This is a genomic window from Bradyrhizobium genosp. A (genome assembly GCF_049949275.1).
In the GTDB taxonomy this organism is placed as follows: domain Bacteria; phylum Pseudomonadota; class Alphaproteobacteria; order Rhizobiales; family Xanthobacteraceae; genus Bradyrhizobium.
The window spans coordinates 3,795,852-3,818,388 of sequence record NZ_CP188196.1 but is presented as its reverse complement, the minus strand read 5'-3'; the positions used below and the strand labels follow the sequence as shown (position 1 = coordinate 3,818,388).

Annotated in this window: 19 protein-coding genes and 1 pseudogene; 6 read left to right on the top strand and 14 right to left on the bottom strand. The window is 60.3% G+C overall.

What is annotated here, in order from left to right; all coding sequences use genetic code 11:
* Position 1: 1 nt before the first annotated feature.
* Positions 2 to 691 (bottom strand): hypothetical protein, encoded by a 690-nt coding sequence (locus tag ACP2YP_RS17510; protein ID WP_426425596.1) that lies wholly within the window; start codon positions 689 to 691, stop codon positions 2 to 4.
* Between the two features lie 75 nt (positions 692 to 766).
* Positions 767 to 1,597: a MipA/OmpV family protein gene (locus ACP2YP_RS17505; RefSeq protein ID WP_426425594.1), complete on the bottom strand. Its 831-nt coding sequence runs from the start codon at positions 1,595 to 1,597 to the stop codon at positions 767 to 769.
* A 589-nt stretch (positions 1,598 to 2,186) separates the two neighbouring features.
* Between ACP2YP_RS17505 and ACP2YP_RS17500 the strand changes: the two genes are divergently transcribed.
* Positions 2,187 to 2,867, top strand: a complete 681-nt coding sequence (locus ACP2YP_RS17500; RefSeq protein ID WP_426425592.1) for a response regulator transcription factor — start codon at positions 2,187 to 2,189, stop codon at positions 2,865 to 2,867.
* The gene (locus tag ACP2YP_RS17495; RefSeq protein WP_426425590.1) at positions 2,864 to 4,216 is read left to right on the top strand and encodes a sensor histidine kinase; all 1,353 of its coding nucleotides are present in this window, start codon (positions 2,864 to 2,866) and stop codon (positions 4,214 to 4,216) included. Before ACP2YP_RS17500 ends, ACP2YP_RS17495 begins: the two co-directional genes overlap by 4 nt.
* Before the next feature lie 76 nt (positions 4,217 to 4,292).
* Here ACP2YP_RS17495 and ACP2YP_RS17490 read toward each other — a convergent pair whose 3' ends face one another.
* The gene (locus tag ACP2YP_RS17490; protein WP_426425588.1) at positions 4,293 to 5,015 is read right to left on the bottom strand and encodes a GntR family transcriptional regulator; all 723 of its coding nucleotides are present in this window, start codon (positions 5,013 to 5,015) and stop codon (positions 4,293 to 4,295) included.
* 146 nt (positions 5,016 to 5,161) lie between these two features.
* Here ACP2YP_RS17490 and ACP2YP_RS17485 point away from each other — a divergent pair, with 146 nt between their 5' ends.
* From ACP2YP_RS17485 to ACP2YP_RS17470, 4 genes are all read left to right on the top strand, one after another.
* Positions 5,162 to 6,607: an MFS transporter gene (locus ACP2YP_RS17485; RefSeq protein WP_426425587.1), complete on the top strand. Its 1,446-nt coding sequence runs from the start codon at positions 5,162 to 5,164 to the stop codon at positions 6,605 to 6,607.
* Positions 6,608 to 6,637: 30 nt separating this feature from the next.
* Positions 6,638 to 8,035: an acyclic terpene utilization AtuA family protein gene (locus ACP2YP_RS17480; protein ID WP_426425586.1), complete on the top strand. Its 1,398-nt coding sequence runs from the start codon at positions 6,638 to 6,640 to the stop codon at positions 8,033 to 8,035.
* Entirely contained in the window at positions 8,028 to 8,354 is a 327-nt protein-coding gene (locus tag ACP2YP_RS17475; RefSeq protein WP_426425585.1) for a DUF4387 domain-containing protein, read from the top strand. Before ACP2YP_RS17480 ends, ACP2YP_RS17475 begins: the two co-directional genes overlap by 8 nt.
* Before the next feature lie 487 nt (positions 8,355 to 8,841).
* Positions 8,842 to 9,075, top strand: coding sequence for a helix-turn-helix domain-containing protein (locus tag ACP2YP_RS17470; RefSeq protein ID WP_426426187.1), 234 nt, complete (start codon positions 8,842 to 8,844; stop codon positions 9,073 to 9,075).
* 87 nt (positions 9,076 to 9,162) lie between these two features.
* Here the strand turns inward: ACP2YP_RS17470 and ACP2YP_RS17465 are convergent.
* The 11 genes and pseudogenes from ACP2YP_RS17465 to ACP2YP_RS17415 all read right to left on the bottom strand — a co-directional run.
* Positions 9,163 to 9,392, bottom strand: a pseudogene (locus ACP2YP_RS17465) (hypothetical protein); the annotation flags it as partial.
* A gap of 1,188 nt (positions 9,393 to 10,580) precedes the next feature.
* A complete protein-coding gene (locus ACP2YP_RS17460; RefSeq protein ID WP_426425584.1) occupies positions 10,581 to 12,179 on the bottom strand; it encodes a CoA transferase in 1,599 nt (532 codons plus the stop codon).
* Between the two features lie 28 nt (positions 12,180 to 12,207).
* Complete coding sequence (locus ACP2YP_RS17455) at positions 12,208 to 14,013, bottom strand: adenylate/guanylate cyclase domain-containing protein (protein WP_426425582.1); 1,806 nt, start codon at positions 14,011 to 14,013, stop codon at positions 12,208 to 12,210.
* Between the two features lie 244 nt (positions 14,014 to 14,257).
* Positions 14,258 to 15,466: a patatin-like phospholipase family protein gene (locus ACP2YP_RS17450; protein ID WP_426425580.1), complete on the bottom strand. Its 1,209-nt coding sequence runs from the start codon at positions 15,464 to 15,466 to the stop codon at positions 14,258 to 14,260.
* Between the two features lie 49 nt (positions 15,467 to 15,515).
* The gene (locus tag ACP2YP_RS17445; RefSeq protein ID WP_426425579.1) at positions 15,516 to 16,133 is read right to left on the bottom strand and encodes an HdeD family acid-resistance protein; all 618 of its coding nucleotides are present in this window, start codon (positions 16,131 to 16,133) and stop codon (positions 15,516 to 15,518) included.
* Between the two features lie 78 nt (positions 16,134 to 16,211).
* Positions 16,212 to 16,604, bottom strand: a complete 393-nt coding sequence (locus ACP2YP_RS17440; RefSeq protein ID WP_426425578.1) for a PRC-barrel domain-containing protein — start codon at positions 16,602 to 16,604, stop codon at positions 16,212 to 16,214.
* Positions 16,605 to 16,684: 80 nt separating this feature from the next.
* Entirely contained in the window at positions 16,685 to 17,038 is a 354-nt protein-coding gene (locus ACP2YP_RS17435; RefSeq protein ID WP_426425577.1) for a hypothetical protein, read from the bottom strand.
* A gap of 269 nt (positions 17,039 to 17,307) precedes the next feature.
* A complete protein-coding gene (locus ACP2YP_RS17430; protein WP_426425576.1) occupies positions 17,308 to 18,153 on the bottom strand; it encodes an alpha/beta fold hydrolase in 846 nt (281 codons plus the stop codon).
* Positions 18,154 to 18,204: 51 nt separating this feature from the next.
* On the bottom strand, positions 18,205 to 19,806 hold the full coding sequence (locus ACP2YP_RS17425) for a carbohydrate porin (RefSeq protein WP_426425575.1): 1,602 nt from the start codon (positions 19,804 to 19,806) through the stop codon (positions 18,205 to 18,207).
* A 77-nt stretch (positions 19,807 to 19,883) separates the two neighbouring features.
* Entirely contained in the window at positions 19,884 to 21,353 is a 1,470-nt protein-coding gene (locus ACP2YP_RS17420) for a CoA transferase (protein WP_426425574.1), read from the bottom strand.
* Between the two features lie 38 nt (positions 21,354 to 21,391).
* Positions 21,392 to 22,402 carry a hypothetical protein gene (locus tag ACP2YP_RS17415; protein WP_426425573.1) on the bottom strand — a complete coding sequence of 337 codons (1,011 nt, stop codon included), beginning with the start codon at positions 22,400 to 22,402 and terminating at the stop codon, positions 21,392 to 21,394.
* Positions 22,403 to 22,537: the final 135 nt, after the last annotated feature.

Here is a 22,537-nt window from a genome sequence, read left to right as displayed (position 1 = left end):
ATTACCGAGTATCTGCGAGGTACATGTCGCTCAACGTTGACGAGAGGCTGCGTGCGACGAGGTCCGCTATCGCGGCGTGCAGCTTCTCGTTCTGCGCGGGATTGCCGGGGTTCGGCGTGAACGTTTCGTCGACCAGCCGACTAGGGCCCGTGAGCTTCATCGTCTCTGAGCTATCCAGAGGTGGAGCAACCCGCTTTTCGATAACCTTGAACGTCTTGCCGTCGAACACCCTGACTTCGTAAAGGACATGGATTTGGTTGTAGGACGCAAGCAGCGTGTCGTATGTGATGAAACCGATGCCTTCGACCTTTCGGTTGCTGCCGCCGAAATTCGACTTGGCCTTGGTGATAACGATGTAGGCGTCCAACCCCTGAGGCGACACTTCAGCCTGAACGAGCTTCTTGAAGGGGTCGCCACGAAAGAGGTTGACGGGTGCAACCGGCGAATCCTTGATCGCCGCAAAGGCGGCCCGCTGGTAATTGACCGGTTGCACTTGAAAGCGCTTGCTCAAGGCCGTGGTTGCCTGCTGGACGATCAGGTCGTCCAGCCCCCACGCGCGGATCGACAAGCTTTGACCGGGGTTGCTTAGCCCCGTGAGCCCCGCCTTTGCGAAGCTCATCTCGTCGCCGACCGCCGAGATGATGCCGACGGTCTTGACCGCCTGCAGTTTCGTCTGGCCGGTCTCGAACATCGCGCAAGCGCCGACGTTGACGGCAAGAAGAAGCGTCGCGAAGCTCGCGCATCGACTGCTGAGGTGCATGGGGTTCTATCGAATTTTGAAGTCGAATGAATAGGACGCGCCGATTCCGACGGTGGTCTGGTTCGACGAACCTCGAAGGGACACGAGGGGGCTCGACGCGGCGTCCCCGAGCAGCTTCTGATATTCGACATAGGAATGAACTTCCCATTGCGGATTGATCCGATACGACGCTTGGGCGCCAACGCCGACCGAGTGCGCGCCGCCTTTCGCGTTGAACATGGGCAGCCCTGAATTCAGCGCCTGCACGGCATCGACCCCGAAATAGGGCGTGGTCGCCTTGGTGCTTTCCCATGTGAAGCGTGGGCCGGCCGATATCGTGAGCCGCTGAATCAGCGGCACGATGAAGTCCGCCGAAAAGTCGGCAACGGTGCCGTGGTGGCCGGTCACGCCCTGGCGCAGCTCGACGCGCCCGCGAAACCAGTCGACCGGATAGTATTCGACGAAGCCGCCGAGTTCGACCGCGGTCTTGACGTCGCCGAGACCATGCAGCTCGGTATAGTTGAAGCTCTTCCGTCCCTGCACGAACTTGGCGGCGGGACCGGCACGAAGATCGCCGAAGTCGATCAGCGCGATGCTTGCGCTGTCGCGCGGGCCGCGAAATTGCTCCGTGGAGCCGGCCCGTCGGATGGCGAAGATCGGGACCGGGCTAAACATGGCGTGCTTCGCGCCCTCGAAATCCGGTTTGTATTCGCCTCCGACCCCGACCATGACGGTCCAGTTGCCGGACACGGACGGCAGAACCGGCAATTCAAAAGGGGGAGCCGGCAACGTAAATGCAGGTTGGGCCGATGCGGTACCGGCGAAGGTCGCGATGGCCCCGAGTGCGGTAAGCAACACCGCCAAAATCCTTCGGGGCGCGCCGCTCGCAAATGAGCGGAGAGCGGCTTGTAAGGCATGCTGCATTGGAGGCCTCTGACCCCCGAATGTTTGGCAGGGTCGGCTGGTGTGGTTTAGAGCGGCAAGATGTTTCGCCAACATTGCCTCAACATTGCCTCCGGCGAGACTAATCGGCGCTTGCGAAATCTCTCCTGCTGCCGTGGTGATGATCTCCGCATTTTTCTCAAACCCTTCTCAGCTCAACGGCTTACGAAGCGGTCTCGCGATCGATGCCGGGGCTTCGCCGCTGCGATCCGCGATCGGGCGCTTTGGTTTGGAGCAAGAATCTCGGCAATTCGTTGCTCGACGCCTATCGTCGATGGCGCGCCCGACCAGAGCCGGCGATCAACATTGCCCCAACATTGCCTGCGGGCTCGCGAGCTGCAATCTTTACGGGAGCCGGAATGATGTCCGATCCTGCGCGACTTGCGTTCGCAGGGCCGATTGCCGTAAGGGGAAGCGTCCGGTCGGACCATGCGTCAAAATCCGGCCATGCGAGGCGTGTCACGATCCTGCAGGATCCATCGACCAGCGATAGCAAGGAGAATCGATGCGCTCTCTCGTGATCGAAGACGAACCGCGGATCGGCGCTTATCTCGGCCGATTGCTCGGGCAGTTGCACGGGATCGTCGACATCGTTGGATCGATTTTGGATGCCCGGCAGGCGCTAAACAATTTCAAGTATGATTTGGCGATCGTCGACCGCATGCTGCCCGACGGCGATGCGCTCGAGATAGTCACGGCGTTGAGCCAATTGCCGGAAAGGCCGGCTATCATCATGCTGACGGCCAAGGATGCCAAGGAGGACGTGATCGATGGCTTGAACAGCGGAGCGGACGATTATCTCGGCAAGCCATTCGAGCCGCAGGAGTTCATCGCCAGGGTGCGCGCCGTGCTGCGGCGGCCCCGCCTCCTGGCCCCGCCGGTGTTGTCGTTTGGAAACGTCGAACTGCACGTCGGGACCAATGAGGCCATCGTCGCCAACAACAAGGTCCTGTTGCGGCGGCGCGAAGCCTTGATCCTCGGAGCGCTGCTGATGCGGCGGGACCGCGTTATCACGCGCGCCGCCTTGATTGAGGAGATATATGGGTTCGATGACGAGATCGAATCCAACACGCTCGAGGCGCAGGTGTCCCGGCTCCGCAAAAAGCTGGCCGAGCTTGGCGGCGACGTCGAGATCCACGGCATGCGGGGCATCGGATACATTCTCAGGATGACGCAGACCCGATGACGTCGATCACCAGGACGCTGGCGATTTCGCTCGGCCTAACCGCAGCAGCAATCTTCCTGGTTTTGCTCGGGATCGTCATCTGGCTGGATCAAGCGCGCGAACGCGAGCAAACCTTTTGCCAGGTAGCGGCGGGCATTCTCAATCGCGCCACGATCGTCGATCCCGGCCGGGCGCTGACGATTCGTCCTGAGGAGGGCCTCGACGAATTGAAGTCCAATAGCCCGAACCTGTGGTACGTCGTGTCCTACGACAATCTGATTGATGAGTTCGGAAGCGAACGCAGACCGGCTCTGCCCTTCTCGCTTCCCTATCGAGGGCCGATCGGTTACTCGGTCCTCAATGTGCTCGACCAAGAGAGTACTTTCTGCCTCGCCGTCGTGCGACGAGGTCCTTCCGATCTGGCGATGATGATCGGAAATGCGCAAGTCCGCCTCGGGCAAGTCGCGAGGTCATTCGTCTCTCGCAATCTCTCTTCTATCTCTCTTCTTGCTCTCGCCTTCGCGTCGACCGTAGCGGCGGGCGCGTTTTTGTCGGCGCGATTTGTGGCCCGAAGCATCGAACGCGTAACGAAGCTGGCGCTCGCAATCGAGCCGACGGCACCGCAGGGATCGATTTCGCTTGATGAAGTCCCGGTCGAACTGAAGCCGCTGGTCAAGGCGCTTAACCGCGCTTTTGACGAGATCGACGCCTACATCCGAAGCCAACGTCGGTTCCTCGGCAATGCGGCCCATCAGCTCCGAACACCATTGACGCTGTTGCGCGCCAAGATCGAAGATGTCACCGAACCCACCTTGAAGGTCGAATTGGTGCGCGATGTTCGCCGCCTCACGTCGCTGGTCGCAGCGATGCTGGACCTGGCGCGATTGCAAAATCATGCGATCGAAAAGCGGCCCTTCGATCTGGCGGTTGTGACGCGGGACGTACTGGCGGATTTTAGCCCTTCCGCGCTGGACGCCGGGATCGAGCTCTCGCTCGAGCAGCTCGAGGAAGGCGCCGTCGTGGTGCACGGCGTTGAAGCCGCGGTTCGCAGTGGCTTGGCTAACCTGGTCGGCAACGCGTTAGTCCATGCGCACGGCGCTGGACGCATAGTTGCTCATCTAAGTCGCGGGAGCGTGGCAATCGTCGACGACGGGTCCGGAATCTCTCCCTGCTTCGAGCGAAAGCTCGTCGAGCCATTCCAAACCGGCAACCCCGCGGAGGAAGGTGCCGGGCTCGGCCTATCGATCGTTCAGGAGATCATGGCGGCCCATGGCGGGACGCTGACCATCACATCGACGCCCGGACGCGGAACGTCGGCGACCCTTCGCTTTCCCGAGGCTCCCAAGGCAACGCAAGGAGAACGTAGCTAGGCCCCGCAACGTTCAGGTATGTAGTGGCAACTTCCCGCCGGCAGCGCGCTGGATATCCGGCTGGCACCCGCCATTGTCAAGCCTCACTCGAGAGCTTCACGGCACGCGGACGCGGGCGGCCTTGGCGAAGTTGAGCCATCAACCCTGCCCGCGAGGCCGCGAGATGCGCGCGCATCAAACGTTCTGCGGCGTCGGGGTCGCGTTGCTCGATCGCGGCAATGATCGCGTCATGCTCCCGATGGACGGCCTTCGCGCGGTCCTTGGCGCGCGCGGTTACGGTCATGGTGGTCTGGAGCCGGCAAATCCGCAGAAGCGGGTAGAGCTCACGGCAGATGATGTTCGAAAGCCAGCGGTTTCGGCTGCCTTGCGCGATCTGGACGTGAAGGTCGTTGTCCGCCGTGCCATCGCGGAAGACGCCGCCGGGGCCTTCCTCGCGAAACCTTTTCTCCAGCTCGGCGAGGCTGGCGCGAAGCCGCCGGGTCTCATGCAGCGTCATGTTCTCTGCGGCCTGCCGACAGGCCATGCCTTCCAGCGCTTCGCGCGTGAACAACAGTTGCTCGATGTCGTCGACCGAGAGATCGACGACCCGGGCACCTGAAAACGGCGTACGCTCGACGAGACGGCGCCCCTCCAGCGTCCGGATGGCCTCGCGCAGCGGACCCCGGCTGATGCCAAACTGCGACGACAATGCCTGCTCGGAGAGCTTCTCGCCCGGGCCGAGCTTGCCAGTGAGGATGGCCTGCTCGAGCAGCGTTACGGTTTCATCGACGAGCGCGCGTGAGGCTGGTTGCAAGGTCACTGTTCGAATCCGAAACACCGGTTCGGGCAACATAGCCTGCCAGTTGGCAGAATACAACGATTGTTGTAGATCTACAAGATTGTTGACAATCCATATAATTGTCATCATAAGATCGCGGCGTCGGAAAAACAGACCGCGGGGGAGGCATGTCAGCGCTATCTGAGACGGCGGAGACCGTGAGAGTGACGGGGTCGCTGACCGCGCATTCTTCTCTGAACGCGGGGGCCGCCATCACCGCCCGCATCGACCGGCTGCCGGAGAATCGGCAGACCTGGTGGCTGGTCGGACTGCTCTCCTTGGCCGGGATGTTCGAGGTCTTTGACCTCTACCAGACCGCCTACATCCCGGCCGGACTCGTGCGCGCAGGGATCTTCAGTGGCGGCGCCCAGGGCTTGTTTGGCCTGCCGGATCAGGCGGCGTTCGCGGCATCGACGTTCCTCGGCCTGTTTATCGGGGCGATCGGGTTTGCTTCCGTTGCCGACCGTTTTGGCCGGCGGCCGATTTTTGTCTGGGCGCTGGTGGCCTATAGTCTCGCTACGCTCGCGATGGCGTTGCAATCGACGGCAAACGGCATTTTCCTGTGCCGCCTTCTGGCCGGAATTGGGCTCGGCGTCGAACTCGTTACGCTGGATGCCTATCTCGTTGAAATCGTTCCGAAGCACATGCGCGGCAAGGCGGCGGCGATCACACATGCTGTGTCGTATCTCGCGATTCCGCTGGTCGCGCTCATCTCCTATTGGCTGATCCCGAGCGATCCCTTCGGAGTCGCGGGCTGGCGCTGGGTCGTCCTGATCGGAAGTTCGGGCGCCATCGCGGTCTGGTGGCTGCGCATGGGCTTGCCGGAATCGCCGCGCTGGCTTGCCCAGCAGGGACAGACCGGAGCCGCAGAGCGCATCGTCACCAGCATTGAGGCCAGCGTCGAGGCCGAACTCGGCCACAAGCTGCCGCCGCCCGAGCCGACCGTGCCGGAGACGCATCACATCGCGCGGTTTGCCGAAATCTGGCAGCCACCCTACCGCCGGCGGACGATCATGCTGATGGTGTTCAACTTTTTTCAGACCGTTGGAGTTTACGGCTTTACCAACTGGCTGCCGTCGCTGCTGGCGGCGCAGGGACACTCGGTGACGAAGAGCCTGATGTACTCCGCGATCATCGCATTGGTCTATCCGCTGTGGCCGCTGCTATGGGGTTTTACCGTCGCCGAGAGGTATGAGCGGAAATGGCAGATCGTCGTCGCTTCCGGCGTGGCCGCGGTTCTGGGGCTGGTCTTCGCGTTGTTGACAGATCCGGCGTTGCTGATTGCCTGCGGCGTGCTCATCGTCGGCGCCAACACGCTGATGTCCTACGCCTATCATCCCTATCAGGCCGAACTCTATCCGACCCGGGTGCGGGCCCGCGCAATCGGCTTCGTCTATTCCTTCAGTCGCTTGTCGACGATCTTCACGAGCTTCATGATCGCCTTCTTCCTCAGGGAATTTGGCGCAGCCGGCGTGTTCGTCTTCATCTCGCTGAGCATGTTGGTCGTGACGGCGTCGATTGGGATTTTTGGACCACGCACCCGCGGCCTCGCGCTGGAAGAAATCGCGCACTAACCAACCAGGCTTCAAGGACAGATGACAGCAATGGCCAAGACCGTCACAGTGCTCATCCCGACCGGCGCCCTCGGCGCGGGTGTTTCCCCCGATCTCGTGGCACGGGGGATTACGATGGGAATCGATGCGATTGCGTGCGACGCCGGATCCACCGATAGCGGTCCCTCATATCTCGGGCGTGGCGTATCCAAAGTCAGCCGGCAGAGCATCAAGCACGACCTGACGATCCTGATGGCGGCCGCACGCAAGGCCTGTGTGCCGCTTCTGGTCGGCAGCTGCGGCACGGCGGGTACCGACGCAGGCGTCGACTGGACGGCCGACATTGCGCTTGAGATCGCCCGGGAACAACAAGCGACGCCACGCATCGCGCTGCTGTATAGCGAACAGAATTCCGCAACGATCAAGCGCAAGCTGGCGGAGGGAAAGACCAGGCCGCTCGCGCCTGCCGGCGCCCTCACCGAAGCGGACCTCGATGGCTGCAACCACATCGTGGCGCTGATGGGTGCCGAACCCTATATCGAGGCTGTCCGGGGCGGCGCCGACATCGTCTTGGGCGGCAGAACCACTGACACCGCCATACTGGCCGCCGTTCCGCTGATGCAGGGGGCGCCTCCTGGCCCGACTTGGCACGCCGCGAAGATCACCGAGTGCGGCGGTCTCTGCACGGTCAATCCGCGCGGCGGCGGCGTGCTGATGCGAATCGACCAGGACGGCTTCGAGATCGAGCCACTCGATCTCGACAACCGTGCGACGCCCTATACGGTTTCCTCGCACATGCTGTACGAGAACAGCGATCCATTTGAACTGACCGAGCCGGGCGGAATCCTGAACGTCCGTGACGCGACGTATCAAGCCATCGACGAACGCATCACGAGGGTCACCGGATCGCGCTGGATCGAGCAACCTTACACCATGAAGCTCGAGGGCGCCGGCGGCGGCGACTTCCAGTCGATCATGCTGATCGGCATCGAGGATCCCAAAGTGCTTGGGTCGCTGGACGTCTTTCAGGAACGGATGCTCCACACGCTGCACAAGCGAGTCGATACTGCGATCGGCAAGGAAGCCGGCGCCTACGACCTGTCGCTCAGGATCTATGGCTGGAACGGTGTTTCCGGTCGGCGCCCCCCGGAGGGTACGCCACCGCCCCGGGAGGTCGGAATCCTGTTCGTAGCCACCGCGGCGACGCAGGAGATGGCGACGCTGATCGCGAAGACCTGCAATCCGGTGTTCTTCCACTTCCCGCTCGAATGGGGGACGGAATTGCCGAGCTACGCCTTCCCGTTCACACCGGCGGAAACCGAGCGCGGCCAGGTCTTCGAGTTCAAGCTCAATCACGTCGTCGAGGTCGACGACGGCTTTGAATTCGTCAGGACCAAGTGGGTCCGGCCGGAGGCCACGACGATTTTGAGGAGCGCAGCCGATGCCTAAGCTTCGCGACGTCTGTCGTCATATCCGGTCGAAGAATGCAGGGCCCTTCTGGGTGACCGTGGATCTGTTCTTCAAGGACGATGAGGCCTATCGACTGTACAGCTCCGACCCTGCACTTTCGCCTGAGCTGTTCCAGCGCCTCTACGGCTCACGACCGTCCGACGTGAAGTTCTTCCGCATCGACCGCCTTAACACCGTCAAGATCTCCTACCCACGCCCCCATTCGCAAGGCTGGCGCGGCGAGCGCGATATGCATGCGGGACAGCAATGCTTTCCTCTGCTTGACGTTGACGTCGGCAGATCGAACGAGATCGGTTGAAATCCAACCTCGCGGCACTCGCCAAGACTTCATCGCGACGCGTGGCCGAAGTCACTGAAGAGGTCAGAACCAATAATCCACGCAAGCGTTTCGGTCATTCCGACAGGTTCGGTGCGACTTGCGCCTTCCTGGACTCGACACATGCCGGCTACCCGTCTGAGCAAGAAGCCGCTTGTGTCGCGCACTACGTGAGCAATCACTATGAGCGGATTGATCCTGTAGTTTCGCCACATAGCGCGCAGGCCCAAGCGCGAAGGAATGTTAGCGTGACATGGTTCTCCATATCCGCTCGAAAAGGTAGCGATCGGTTCGCTCACCCGACGCTCGCATCTCATCTAAGAGTCACGACCATTCTATTCGAGCACATCAGCAATCGCCGCCACGCCTGCAACGACCCAAGCTTGTCGAAGAGGCTCGTTATAAATAAATAAACAAACAAGAACGACCTTAGGTAGCGGCTGAAAACACTCGCAAATTTTGGTTAGGCATGTCGGTCCGGACGCTCTCTCGCATCTTCGCCCAAGACGGGACGACTCCCATCGCCTGGCTGCAGAAGCAGCGATTGGCGAAGGCCTATTCCCTGCTGACCGAAAAACGCTGCCGCTCCGTCACTGATGCTGCCTTCGACTGCGGCTTCAAGGATCTCTCGCACTTCGGACGCAGCTTCAAGAGAAGCTTTGGCATCACCCCGCGCCAGGCATTCGGCGATACTGCAGATTGACAATACGACATGGCGCAGCCGGCCATAAGCCTGGCTCCCCGTGCCCTTGTGATGTCCACGAGCGGCGCGAGCCGGGTACCGGCGCAAATCGGGCACAGCGCCAAACTTCTTGATGACCTGAGCGTCGCTGAATCGCCTGTAGCAGGATCTCCCGTGCGACCGAACGCAACGGCGCCGACGTGCCCTTCCTTGCGCGACAGCGCTTCCGCGCGCATCACAGCAGCATTCGGATTGAAGCAGTCTGTCGGTTCGCCGGCGGCCACGCCATCGTCACTCAAAACGAACGGCAGCGCGCCGTAGTACGTCACTTCGGCCACGTTCCTCGCCTCAGTTCAATCGTACCAATCTTTGCGGTCGCGCGGTACCGGTTCGAATTTGCCGCGCGCATAGCCTATCGAAACAGCCGCCCATAACTCTCGCACTTCCGCTTCAAAAAACCCGTTCGCGACGATCTCCGGCAGGTCCGGTTCACGCCGCTTCGCACGCTATAGTACGCCGCAATACTCCACCGACGACACTGGGACTGGAATGGCGACTTAGGTCGGGTTAAGTCGACGCCAACGACGGCCAGTCAGCCGCCAAGATAGGACGGAGTGAAAAGAGCCTTACGAAAACCCGCGCCAAGCCGCGCGACGGCCGCCGACCGCCCTACTCCCACTCAATCATTCGGGAAGATGTTTCCGCGTTGTTTTCCAAGCACAAATCCTTGGATCTGACGGACAACTGCCGACGGTACGGCCGTCCTAATTTTTCCGTTTTGAATTCACAGGAAAATTCGAGCCGCTCGCGATCCTTGCGATTTCGCTACCTATCGGAGTCAATAGACTGATCAGCACTGCCTGCATGAGACTGATCAGCACTGCCTGCATGGCCAAGGCTGCCACTACCGCACTGGTTCCGCGTAGCTTCAAATACCGTCAGAGATCAGGAGCGCGCTGGTCCGGTCATTCAATGCCCCTCACGTCCCTAGCCGCTGCGCTCCAACCATACTGGCCTGCTTTGCGCCAGAAGCGGCCTTCTCTGCCAGCTCGCGCTTTGTCCGACCGAAAGTTCGCTCTGCGCCCGGTGCCGCCAACGCGCGACCAGCTGGTACGGCCTACCTTCAAGTTCTCGGTTGAGGACCGCGAACCTCGGTTGCGATCGTACCTCTAGAATATTTGCCGAGTGCCGGAATTTGTCGACGAACTGAAGATCTTGGCTCTCGTTAGGAGGAGCCCTCTTGTCGGCGGATGGGGTGTCAGTCAATCCCCATTGAAAGATAGGGCATTTTCGACCTTGTCAGACAAACCCCACGGTGTGAGCTACGGCCGGAATGGGTTTCGCCTCCGATAGAGGCCTGTTCCGCCAATGGCCCGTGATCGAGAACAATGCCATCAAGCGTCTACGATAATCCTGATGCACAAGAAGCCGTGAGCAGACCAGCTGCGATCGGTGCCCTCCAACAAGCGGCCTTTGGATTTGTGCGGTTCATGTTGATCGCATGACGAGAAAGGTGCGCCCATCCCTCAAAGCAACGACTTCAGGGCCCGACTGGCCATGACGATTTCGAACAGCTGCTTGGAGGCGAGGCTGAGGCCGCCGCCGCCGTCGCCGCGGTCCTCAATGCCATGACCGGGCACCAGATTCCGAATGAGGCCAGTTCTGGCGAAGTGGGAAGGACGATGCGGCACGCCGTCCGTCTCGCTGGCCTCTGCGAAATCCGACCAGGTCGTGGTGTCTGGATAGGTTCCCGGCAAGCCGGTCGGAAGCGTTACCATCGACGGGGTATGGCTGAATTCGACGGCTGAGGCCAACCGCGTAAATGTTCCGAGCGGGGTGACCTGGTCGATCCCGTGGTCGATCATGTCTTGCACACTGACAGGTGCGTACTGCTCGGCATCGCGCGGTTCAACCATGGACGCCGCCGTCATGGAGTTACGCGAAAGCGACGCATTGACATACCAATAGCCGCCTTTTTCCTCGCGCTCAGCCAGAGCCGCCACCGCGCCGATTGCTGCGAGATATCCGGTCATGTAATCGTTGAGCAGAACCGAAATCAGCGTCGGAGCCGCCATGCCCTCGGAATTCGCGTGCATCAGACCCGCGACAGCCTGACCGATTTGCTCGAAGCCCTTTCGGTCTGCCCAAGGGGTGGCGGCCGAAGCATAGGAAGCGCCGGCGTAGATGAGGCCGGGATTGATCTCGTGAAGCTCGGCTTGGCCGAGGCCGAGACGTTCCAACGCTCCGGGCGAGTTACTGTTTACAAGCACATCCGCATCGGCAAGCAATTTGACCAGGCGCGCCTTCCCTGTTTGGCTCTTGATGTCGGTCAGGATACATTTCTTTCCCCAGTTGACATCAAGCCAGAGCGGTAGCACCCAATCCCCGACCGGCGGCTGAACCTTGATCACGTCTGCACCCTGCTCCGCCAGCAGACGTCCGACCGTCGGGCCGGCGACAAGATGCGCCAATTCGACGACACGCACACCCTCAAGCGGCCGACGCCTCGCCTTGCAGAGCTTGCGGCCTCCTCCATTGCCGCGCTGCTCGATTTCGATCAAAGGACGCTTCGCGGTTGCTTCGCCCTGCGGGTGAGCCAGCCATTCGTCCAGGCTACGTACCATTCCCGCGGGAAGACGTAGCGTGGACATCTCATCCTCGATTTGCTGCGCCGGCTTTTTTTCGATCGCGGCCTGCAGCCCATGCGCCGAGTTCGAGCACTGGAAATATTCCAGGATCGCGTCGCGCAAATGTGGATGCAATCCGATGATCGTGATGTAGCGGCCGTCCTTGGCGCGGTAGGTGCCGTTGTCTGGCCCGATCGGCCATGTGTCCATCAAGCAACCATAGCCGTTCAAGAATTGAAGCTGGCCCGAATTGAGGAGGAGGCCGCATCGCCGTCGGTTGAGCGTCATCGTTTGCGCCGGCAACCCACGGAGCCTACCAATATGTTCGACGACCGACCCAAACGCGCCCATGACTCCGGCGGCATAATCGTGCGCTTTGACCGGGCTGATCGTGTAGGACAATCCGGGCGCGACCGTGATTTTCGCCGGATCGATCGCAAACGGTAGGGCCGCACTCACCGCATCGAATGCCTTCTTCTGCAGCGTGTTGGTAATCATTGGATTTTCTCCCGAGGTCGGTGTGCAGCTACTCTCGTGCGCGGTGTTGCTCCGGCAGTCCCGCCTTGCGCAGGCCGGCGAGAAATCGCTCGCGGTCGGCTTCGCAGCGGAATGGCCGGACCAGTCGCGGGTCGTCTAAGGACAATTGCGGCAGCAGCCGCACGAAGCCATCGAGCCCAACCTTCGCCTCCGCCATGCGCCCGAGATGCGCTGCAGCCGCGGTCAGGGTGCCATGCGCGTCGGGGAAGAACGGATTGACGTCGATCGCCTGTTTGGCGCTATCCACTGCCTCGGCAAAGCGCTCCGCGTGCAAATGCGACCATGCGCAGCAGGTATGCCAGATCACCATCAGATAATCGCGTGGGCTCAACCGCATAGCCTGCTGTAGCGCTACCAACGCGCGGTCAGGCTCACCACCAAAGCTGTAGGCGGTACCAAGAATCCCCCGCGCGAAACTCGAATTCGGATCAAGCTCGATCGCGCGATGGAGACGCCTGATAGCAATGTCGTGTTGATTGGTGAAAAGCTCATGGACAGCGAGCGAAGTTTGCGCCGCAGCGTCCCGGTCGTCGGCGGCGACCGCACGGCGGGCGGCCTCGCCCCTCCGTTCCGACGCAACGGACGGCAGCTCTTTGGTCCAGCCGAAGAGACCGCCCATATGCCAGTTAAAGGAAAGGTCGGCGAGCGCCATCGCATTGTTCGGATCGTACCGCAGGACGTCTTCGATCAAGCTAATTGCCTGATTGCAATCCTCGCAGGTAAATCGCTGGACATGCCAGTGCGCCCGCATCACCCGTTCCCATTGATCGAGTTCGGCAGCTTCCCTGCCATGGATGCGCTGTACTTCCGCAGCGATTATTCCCGGCGCGATAGCGCCGATGATACTGTGGGTGATCTCGTCCTGAACCGCGAAGATATCTTCGAGCGCACGATCGTATCGTTCCGCCCAGACGTGCTGGCCTCCGCTTGCATCGATCAGCTGGGCGGTGATCCGCACTCTATTGCCGGCCTTGCGTACGCTCCCTTCGAGCACGTAGCGCACCCCGAGTTCGCGGCCAACAAGACGGATATCAGTGGATTTGCCCTTATAGGTGAACGAAGAGTTCCGAGCGATGACGAATAGCCAGCTCGCTCTGGATAACGCCGTGATGATGTCTTCGGCGATTCCGTCCGCGAAGAACTCCTGCTCGACGTCGTCGCTCATATTTTGAAACGCCAGGACGGCAATCGAAGGCTTGTCTGGAAGCGCCAGGGGTGCCGAAGACCTTTCGGGCACGCCGCCTTGCGCCCGCGGCTTCTCCTCCGCGGCGCCCCCGACTTGAAGCGAATAGACCCGGATCGGATCGGCAATGTTCTTGAGTTGAGTCGTACCGAGATCACTGACCGCCAGATCGAGCCGCGCCTTGACTTGTCGATACGCATCTTCAGAAAGGCAAATCGCACCGGGCATGGCTATTCCCTCCAGCCGTGCCGCGATATTGACGCCGTCGCCCATCAAGTCGCCGTCGCTCTCTTCGACGATATCCCCGAGATGTATACCGATGCGAAAGTCGATGCGCCGATCAGCCGGCAGACCCGCATTGCGCTCGACCATGCCGTTCTGCACTTCGATCGCGCAGCGCACCGCGTTGACCACGCTGCGGAACTCGACCAAAGCACCGTCGCCCGTGCGCTTTACAACGCGCCCATGATGGACGTCGATCGCCGGATCGAACAAGTCGCTCCAGAGCGTCCGAAGACGAGCCAGCGTACGATCCTCATCCGTGCCGGTGAGCCGGCTGTATCCGACCATATCCGCCGCCAGAATCGCTGCGATCTTTCGCGTATCGGTCATGCCGTGTCTCCCCTTCGAAATAGCGTTACGAACCCTTTCGTGAAGTGCGGCCTATATGGCCAGAGGACCTTTCAGCTACTGCAGAACAGGTCCGTCTCTCAGAATTGGATCCTGAGCGATCGTTCGGCCGCCCGCCTCGATCAAAAGATCCACATCTTCAACCGGCAGTCTGAAGCGCGTGGGAACGGCAGATAGTTTTGCCGCGGTCTCTTGATCGAGCCGATCGAACGATACCTCCGTGATCTCAAACTTGATGTTGTCGCAGCGCCAGTCTGCGTTCGCACCGAGCGCACGCGCATCGCGAACCGATAGCTCGCAGCGCCATTTTCGTATGGCCGTTTCCCATTCTCGAATGAGTCAGGCGAAAGGCGTCGAATCCGCTTCGAACAGCCGAATCGATTGCCGTATCGGTCACGGCATCAAGCAACGCGGCACCGGTCGGTCCCTCCAGCGTGCGAGACCATTCTCCTGCTGGTGGCCGGCCAGCGTTGACAACGATGAACACCATACGCCGCAGACGAACGGCCTTGTCCGCTGTCAGAGGCATATAAGGTTTCGAGGCTGCGGCGCGCGCGATCACCAGGCCCGATAGTCCGAAATTGTCGGTGAGGCCTCCGTCGGCAAGTTTCAAGTATCGCATTTGGGCAGGATCGCGATAGCTGGCCAACGCTTCCGCAAAAGCGCGCAATTGCGCGCCAGATTCCCGAGTGGCGATTGCGTGATCGATCCAGATTGGCAGTGCCGGCGCGCAGGCTCGCGGAAAACTCTCCAGCACGATCGGCACGAACGCGACAGGCACCGCGGCAGAGGCCGCCACCGCCTGCGAGAGCGGAAAGTTTCTCACATTGCTGCAAAGCGCTTCGAACGTCACGGCGGAGAACAGGAACGGAGTTCTACGAAACAGGTCGGATGCGTTAAGCCAGACGATCGGTCTGCCCGGCCGAGACAGATCGTCCATCGTGGCATGATCGAACAGATTGCGGTCGAGCCAGGCGGGAAACTTGCTGGCATCGTTGACCCCTCCGTTGAAGCCCCGCACCACATTGCCGAGCCCAAACGCCGTATCCAGATCTTCCTCAGCATTTCGGATCAAGAAGCGTTCGCGAAAATCGTCAAGCGCGGCAGGCCCCTTGAGCCCGAAATAGGCAGCAGTGACGGATCCGCCGGATACGCCGGATACAAAGACGATCCGGTCCAGATTGGTCCTCCCGCCGCTGACGCCGGTCTTCTGGAGACCTCGAAGTACGCCGAACGCAAAGGCTGCGGCGCGCGTACCGCCGCCTGAAAACGCCAGGCCGATGGCGGTGTCACCCTCGAAATCAGGTATGCTCCGCAGAGCTGAAGGTCTGGCATCCGACGGCAACGGTGTATTTGCGGGCTGGTTGAATGAAGTACAGCCGGAGAGAAACACGGTCAGAAGCCCCGCGATCAAATGTCTGAGTTCGGTCCTCACGGCTCTCTGCCGCGCGGGTCGCGACCCTTCCCGGGAACGGCCGTGATCTTCATTTCCGATGCGCCGGTTCTGCGGATGGAGCGACGTCCCGGGCGAATTCTCGTCCGGCCATAGCGGCCATCACAATGGCCCAGCCCGATGAAATCAGATTGATCCCCGCGAGCAGACCGAGCACCCAGACCGCGCTGGCCGGCCAGTTCGCGATGATGATTCCGGCCATCGCCAAATCGGCGAGACCACTGACCAGCATCCATACCCATGAGGCGGCAATTACATTGCGATAAGCGATCGAGGTCGCGACCTGGAAAACGCCTTCGGCGGTAAAGAACGCCGTCAGCACCAGCGTCAACGACAACGCGCCCTCCAACGGCTGGGCGATCGACATGATGCCGGCCACAATCGACAACGCGGCGGTGAGCAGGCTCCAGAGAAACGCCGGGACATCATGCGTGGAAACGATCGCAACGAGCCCGATGACTCCACCCAACGCAAACAGCCACCCGACATAGAGATCGACGGCGACGGTTGCCGTCACCGGCGCCGCTATCGCGAGACAGCCGAGAATGACCATCGATACGCCCTGAAACATCAGAAGGCGCCAGTGGCTACCGAGCGCATCCTTTACTGCACGCTGCATGCTGGTCAGAAGTGGCCTGGCAAAGGACATCGATATCTCCTGCTGTTGAAGGACCGTGGCGTTATTTCGGAGCTGTTGGGCAGCACCTCGAACATGGTCCGCCGGGAGCTAGTTGGCGGAATATTCAAACGGCGGACTGGCTTTCAGCGCCTCCCGTGAAGCACCTTCCAGAACGAGTTTGCCGTTGGCCAGCTTCAGCTGCTCGACCGGAATGGCGACATCGTGCTTGGTCACGCCGATGAAGCCGCCCGCGTTGACGATGGCGTAGGACACCGCCTTTTCGGGCGAGATCACCACGTCATCGATGGTTCCGATCTTCTCTTCCTTTTCGTTGAAGACAGCCTGGCCGAGTACCTGCCGCTTGGCGCTCCAACCAACTGCAACCGTGCGCAGCTCTGCGGCCGCAACCCCGATCAGCGTTGAGCCCGCGACCTGCGCAAGGGCGGCAGACGAAGCCGACGATAGCAGAACCATGGCAATCAAGACGTGGCGAGTTTTCATGATCGTCTCCTTCTCCAGTTTACGCGGTCGCGACCTCGCTCGCATCCGTCTGCTGTTTCAGCCCCGCGAGACTCCTAGCGTCAGAGCTCCCTTTTGGGCCACGGCGAAAATACCGCCCGGCACGCGGGGCTCAGATTTGGCCTGTTGCCTTCCAGGCAGTTTCTGATGGCGACCCGATCCGGGATAAAATCCCGACACAGGCGGAACACGTCTGGCCTGCAGGCATTTTGCTGGGCAATCATTCCCTCCTCCGCTTGGACCGACGTGCCAAGGGCGAGTGTCAAACCGGCGACATTAGCGGCAAGCAAGACCACCGACAGGAATCGCTCGAGCTCATTTCGTGTTTGGACTTTCGCGCCCTTCATGCGATCGCTGAGCTGAGGCGCCCCCGCGGCATTGGCGATCGCTTTGGCGACTGTCATTGACGAAAGCATGTGACGTTTCCCCCGGCGCAAAATCCAACTAGACGACTGCCAAAACAGTAGATCGGCTTCACCAAATCAACGAGTAAAGTGCGGAAAATCTCGGTTAAGGATCGTAAAGCGGATCAAACTTGGTCAAGGCTGTCGTAGTTGCGCTCTGGCATCCTAACCAGGATCCGCTTCTGATTGTCGAAGCGTCTCTTTACGAATGGAAAGTAGAGCAAGGCGCGAACGAGGCCTTCCTCGTACTCGCGTTGCCCGTGCGCTCGTCCACGAAGGATCTATGTTTGGAAAAAGGTCAGAAGATCTGCGTTGATGACGTCGGAATTCGTCGTCGGCATGCCGTGCGGGAAGCCAGGATAGGTCTTCAGGGTCGCGTTTTTCAACAGTTTGGCCGATAGCGGCGCGGAATCCGCATAGGGCACGATCTGGTCGTCATCTCCATGCATCACTAGAACCGGCTTATCGATCTTCTTGAGATCTTCAGTGAAGTCGGTCTCGGAAAAGGCTTTGACGCAATCGTATTGAGCTTTGACGCCACCCATCATCCCCTGACGCCACCAATTCTGACGAATGCCTTCCGATATCTTCGCACCTGGTCTGTTATAGCCGTAGAATGCGAGCGTGGTCGCCAGGTAACTCTCGGATCGATTTCCAGCAACACCGGCACGGATCGCGTCGAATACCTCAATGGGTGTACCGATCGGATTGCTGGCCGACCTGAGCATTATCGGCGGGACGGCACTCATCAGAACAGCTTTAGACGTCCGATGCGAGCCGTAGCGACAGATGTATCGCGCGACTTCTCCACCACCCGTCGAATGACCAACATGATAGGTACCCACCAGATCGAGGGCCTCAACCACTGTTGCGACGTCGGCAGCATAAGTGTCCATGTCGTTGCCCGTTGACGTTTGGGTCGATCGTCCGTGCCCTCGGCGATCATGCGCTATCACGCGAAATCCGCGGGCCAGAAAAAACAGCATCTGCGGATCCCAATCGTCGGCGGATAGTGGCCAGCCGTGATGGAAGAAAACCACCTGCGCCAGTTTTGGTCCCCAATCCTTGTAGTAAATCTGCGTGCCATCGGTCATCGTGACGAAGCCGTCTTCAGCCCTGCTCTTCATTGGATTCGCCCTTGTAAATAGCTTCCACCGATCTTCCCGATGTATGCAAGATCACCATGCCATCGTGAGGCGCGCCTGGAACACATCCGCACTTTGATGGCCTGTGGCAACCTCCGCGCTCAGCGGGTGCCAGATGTGTTGATAGCTCGGGATCAGGCGGACCGCCGGCGTAATCGCGACATCGTAGAATACCTCCAACCCGCTCTCGTCATGCGCTGATGCTGCACCGCGCGTCAGCAGCGAGACGTCCGTCTTGAACTTGCTGCTGATCTGATTGTAGTAATATCCGATGCCGAAACTGTCGTTCTCGCGGCGATCGAGCAAGCCGCGGGCAAACAAGCCGATACTCGCATCGCGCGTGATCGTGTTGGTGTCCTCCGGCGCATAGCCGACGCGACCGAACACTCCGATGCCGCGAAGCGGCTCACCGCTTTTCAGCTTTTGTGCGACCGCTGCGGGATCGTCGGCGACAAACAGATATTGCGAGACGTTGGCAATTGCGAACCAGCTCTCATTCTTGAAATTGGCGGGAAGACCGTTCGTGGAATTGGCGCCGAGCAAGCCACCGACCGCCTGCGTCACCGCCGCGACGGATGTGAGGGGGCCAAAAGGCGCGCCGAGATCGATCTTTGGCTTGTTGGTCCAATTGTAGGCTGGCGAGAACTGGCCGGGCAAACCCGCGATATCGTAAGAGGCGATTGACGTCAGATAGAGGTTAACCCGGTCGAACGCGTTGACCGCCAGGTTGTCGGACTTGCTGTTGGGATCCAGCACACCGCCGGCGACCACGAATTTCGGGCTAAAGGCCCAGACCCCCAACGCAGCCAGCGCGGTCGGATTGTAGAAGTTCGTGGTCATGGGATTTTTGTTGAGGTTGAAGTTGGCAAAGTAGTATTTGAAGCTGTTGCCGAACTCGGTTTGATCGGGGATGAACACGTCGCTGATCTTGCCGATCACGACGCTGGCCTGCTTGCTCAGCGCCTGTACCAGGAAGTATTCCGAAGGCAGGAAGTTGTTGGGCTGCAGCGGGTCCGGCAGTACCAATCCTGTATATTGCGGGACGACGGATCCCACGGTGAACGTGTTCGGCGGATTGTCGCCGTAGCGCGACTGCGCCGTGAAATGAATGAGGCCACCCGACCACCAACCGGCACGCCCAGTGTCGACATTGATCGAGAGCTGGGTGTTCTGCACAAAGGCTGAGCCGGTCTTCAGGCCGCCCGAGGTCACGTCCTGATAGTAGCTCGTGGTGTAGAGATCGAAGAAGAAACCTTTTCTTGCCAGTTCTGTGCGGGTTCCGCCCCAATCGCCAAGAAGTTGGGTACGATGCAGAATGTCGCCCGTGACCGTTCCGGGAAGTCCAAAAACCGGCGCGTTATTGAAAAATGCCAGCAAGCCGGGCGCGGCATTGACCAACGAGACCTTGTCAACTGCGACCGGCCCCCATGGATCTACGGGTGGCGGAGCCGCCTTCTCCAGCTTTGCGGCTTTGCCTTTGCCTTTGATTGCTCGACGCGGCGCGAGGGGCGCCGCATGCGGCGACTCTTCACGAGCTGCGTTGCCGAATTCGACAAAGCCTTCATCGGCAATCGCAACGTTCCCAGTCAGTAGAAGGCCGACGAGGCTACCGTAACCGAGGAATCGTACACGCATTGTAGGCCAGCCTTTCCACCGCTTCGTCGAGCTTCTCGTTGTGCACGACACGCCATCAATTCCCTGCACATGGTTGTTCATGACGCGTCCGCGGGCCATTCCGGCTTGCACGATCCTCGCACCGTCACGATCGGGTCGTTCCAGTAACCTGCAGTTTCAGAGAAGGTCACGGGCGGTGCCAACCGGTGCAACTCGCCGTAGGGTGTCGGTCGCGTCACCGTGTCCGGCTGCAGTAGTTGATTTTGCTCGCCTCGCAGTTCGCGATCGCTGCGGCTCAGCAGCCCTAGCCTCGGGTACCACATGGCGTTTCGCGTCAGGCATATCTTGACGTGATAGCTACCGCCCTCGCGGGCACGCCGGATCAGGGCCGCGGTCACACCGGCGGCGCCCATATAGCCGGCGATGTAATCGTTCATGACGGTCGTCGGCGGCAAGCGTGGTCGGTCAGGCGTTCCTTCGTTGAAGGTAAACCCGCTGACACAGAGCGCCTCCATGTCGAAGCCAGCGCGATTGGCCCAAGGCCCGTCGTAGCCATAGCAGCGCACGGAACAGTAGATGATACCTGGCCGTCGCGATGCCAATTCTTGCGGTGAAAATCCCAGATTGCTCAAGCTCCTGCCGCGGTAGCTCTCGACAAACACGTCGGCGCCGGCGACGAGCTCGTGTCCAAGCCTGTTACCCTCGGCCGATTTGAGATCAAGCCATGCAGAGCGGTGTCCGGCAGTGGGATCAATCGCAAGTAGCTCGTGCTCGAATTCCTGCGGATGGGCTATCTGCAGGACGTCCGCGCCTTGCTCGGCCAGCGTACGTGAGGCGACGTTGCCTGCGATGACGTGAGTTACCGACATCACGCGGATGCCGGACAACGGTCGTTCGGCCGGGCCAAACGGCTCGGGTTCGCTGTCTGCAATCTTCTCGATTTCGATCAGCGGCTTCGAAGCCAATAGCTCGCCTTGCGGATGTCGCGCCCACTCGTCCTCGGAACGACACATGGCGAAGACCATGTTGCGCTCCGCGGCGGCATCATCGAGGTCCTGCGCATCCCACCTGAGTATCGCATTCGCGATGCTCGCCTTCTCCGTAGAGCACCGCAGCAAGGAGAGCCACTCGTTCGTCATGTGGGGATAGACACCGGTGGGAAGCACCCAGCGGCCGTCCTTGGTCAGGTAAAGATCGAATGCCAGATGGTTGCCCACTGCATAAGGCACCTGGTAGGCATGGCCGTTTATCGTCGGCTTGAACCTGTACATTGGATTGACGCCGTGAATGGCCTTGCGCAGGTCAATCGCAAGGTCCTGGCCGCGTCCGGTTCGCATCGCCCAGACAGTTGCGGCTCCGGCCGCCGCACCCATCATCGGGATGGCGACGCAGGCTCCGATACGGTGCGGGCTGTCGAAGATAGGATCAGCCCCCGTGAAGCTGATCTTCCCCCCGGTCTGTTCCGCAGACAGGCCAATTCCCGAAAGGAATTCACTAAATGTCGCATCGATGTTCAATTCGCTGGACGCCTCGGCAGGCGTGGTCCGATCCATTTTATTCACGTTCATTTCCTTTCGTTGAGCACGGGCTCACGACCTCTTGCCGTTCAAGATGAGGGAAACAGCAACTGGACCTGCATTTGCAGTATCCAGCTTGCGGCATTGATCGGTCGCACGACGTTGTCGAACAACTGCACTCGCGCATTGACGGCTTGTTCGCCGACCTTGAAGACGCGGCCGATGCCACCTCCAATCGGAACCGTCCAGCGCTGGCTCGTCGGCGCCAGCCAGTCCGCCGTAAGAACCGGGCTTGATGAGAGATACCAACCGCCAGCCATGTTGTAGTTGACGAACGGATTGAGGGTCAGCCTGTTGACGCGCTCTCCCTCGGTGCCGGCCCACATGTTGTTGGCGAGCACTCCGACCACCCATGGACCTTGGATGGTCAGCGCGGCCAATGCCGGGCCCGCGCCCCATTTATTGACGCCGAGCAGATTATCGGTCGCCGTCGGCAACTGGAATTGCGGACCAAACCCGATCACAGTGGACCCGGTGTGGGCGGGAACGAAATAGAACTGGGGCTGTACGTTTCCGACGCCGAACTCGGCGCCCTGGAATGGCGCCAGGCGAGGCTGGTAAATGACCGGAGTTATCCATCGCGTCACCAAATTCCAGTCTGCGTTCAGGTGTACAGGAACAACCGGCTCGACAAGCATGACGTTCTGCGCACGTCGATAGGGACCAGCATCAAAGTACGTGTTGTTCTGAAACGGGATGCTGATCATGTTGGAAATCGGGTTTTGTGCTGCTTGCGCATCGGCCTCGGGCTTCGCCGCCGCTGGCGTTCTCACCGGGGCAACCGGTTCATCGTTTGCCGGCTTCTTTTTTTGAGCGACCCACCTCTTGTCGGTACGATCGGCTGCCCCTTCGCCGGACGCGGAAGACTGAGCCATAGCCGAGACCTGCGCGCCAAGAATGCCGGCAACCAGCAACACCAATCCGGCCAACTGGCCAGCTTTCAACCTGAGCGTTGATATCGATCTGAGCGCCGTGCGCGCCGTTGGCTCAGCGTGCCGGGTGTTGAAAACGAAATGACCTTCGGCCGCGCGCGGGAGCATTTGAGCGAAGTCTCGTACGCGGAAATTTTGCAACTTCGCCTCTCAGGTTGGGCTTGCGGGAAGATGCCCGCTTGATGACTGCCCAAAGCCTAGATCGGCCCGAATTGGAGGCCGAGTGAAGTGCGGAAAAGCCTG

Coding starts and splice junctions, on each gene's coding strand:
- ACP2YP_RS17510 (WP_426425596.1), bottom strand. CDS start 691: ATGTTCGAGACCGGCCAGACGAAACTGCAGGCGGTCAAGACCGTCGGC.
- ACP2YP_RS17500 (WP_426425592.1), top strand. CDS start 2,187: ATGCGCTCTCTCGTGATCGAAGACGAACCGCGGATCGGCGCTTATCTC.
- ACP2YP_RS17495 (WP_426425590.1), top strand. CDS start 2,864: ATGACGTCGATCACCAGGACGCTGGCGATTTCGCTCGGCCTAACCGCA.
- ACP2YP_RS17485 (WP_426425587.1), top strand. CDS start 5,162: ATGTCAGCGCTATCTGAGACGGCGGAGACCGTGAGAGTGACGGGGTCG.
- ACP2YP_RS17480 (WP_426425586.1), top strand. CDS start 6,638: ATGGCCAAGACCGTCACAGTGCTCATCCCGACCGGCGCCCTCGGCGCG.
- ACP2YP_RS17475 (WP_426425585.1), top strand. CDS start 8,028: ATGCCTAAGCTTCGCGACGTCTGTCGTCATATCCGGTCGAAGAATGCA.
- ACP2YP_RS17470 (WP_426426187.1), top strand. CDS start 8,842: ATGTCGGTCCGGACGCTCTCTCGCATCTTCGCCCAAGACGGGACGACT.
- ACP2YP_RS17460 (WP_426425584.1), bottom strand. CDS start 12,179: ATGATTACCAACACGCTGCAGAAGAAGGCATTCGATGCGGTGAGTGCG.
- ACP2YP_RS17455 (WP_426425582.1), bottom strand. CDS start 14,013: ATGACCGATACGCGAAAGATCGCAGCGATTCTGGCGGCGGATATGGTC.
- ACP2YP_RS17445 (WP_426425579.1), bottom strand. CDS start 16,133: ATGTCCTTTGCCAGGCCACTTCTGACCAGCATGCAGCGTGCAGTAAAG.
- ACP2YP_RS17440 (WP_426425578.1), bottom strand. CDS start 16,604: ATGAAAACTCGCCACGTCTTGATTGCCATGGTTCTGCTATCGTCGGCT.
- ACP2YP_RS17435 (WP_426425577.1), bottom strand. CDS start 17,038: ATGCTTTCGTCAATGACAGTCGCCAAAGCGATCGCCAATGCCGCGGGG.
- ACP2YP_RS17430 (WP_426425576.1), bottom strand. CDS start 18,153: ATGAAGAGCAGGGCTGAAGACGGCTTCGTCACGATGACCGATGGCACG.
- ACP2YP_RS17425 (WP_426425575.1), bottom strand. CDS start 19,806: ATGCGTGTACGATTCCTCGGTTACGGTAGCCTCGTCGGCCTTCTACTG.
- ACP2YP_RS17420 (WP_426425574.1), bottom strand. CDS start 21,353: ATGAACGTGAATAAAATGGATCGGACCACGCCTGCCGAGGCGTCCAGC.
- ACP2YP_RS17415 (WP_426425573.1), bottom strand. CDS start 22,402: ATGCTCCCGCGCGCGGCCGAAGGTCATTTCGTTTTCAACACCCGGCAC.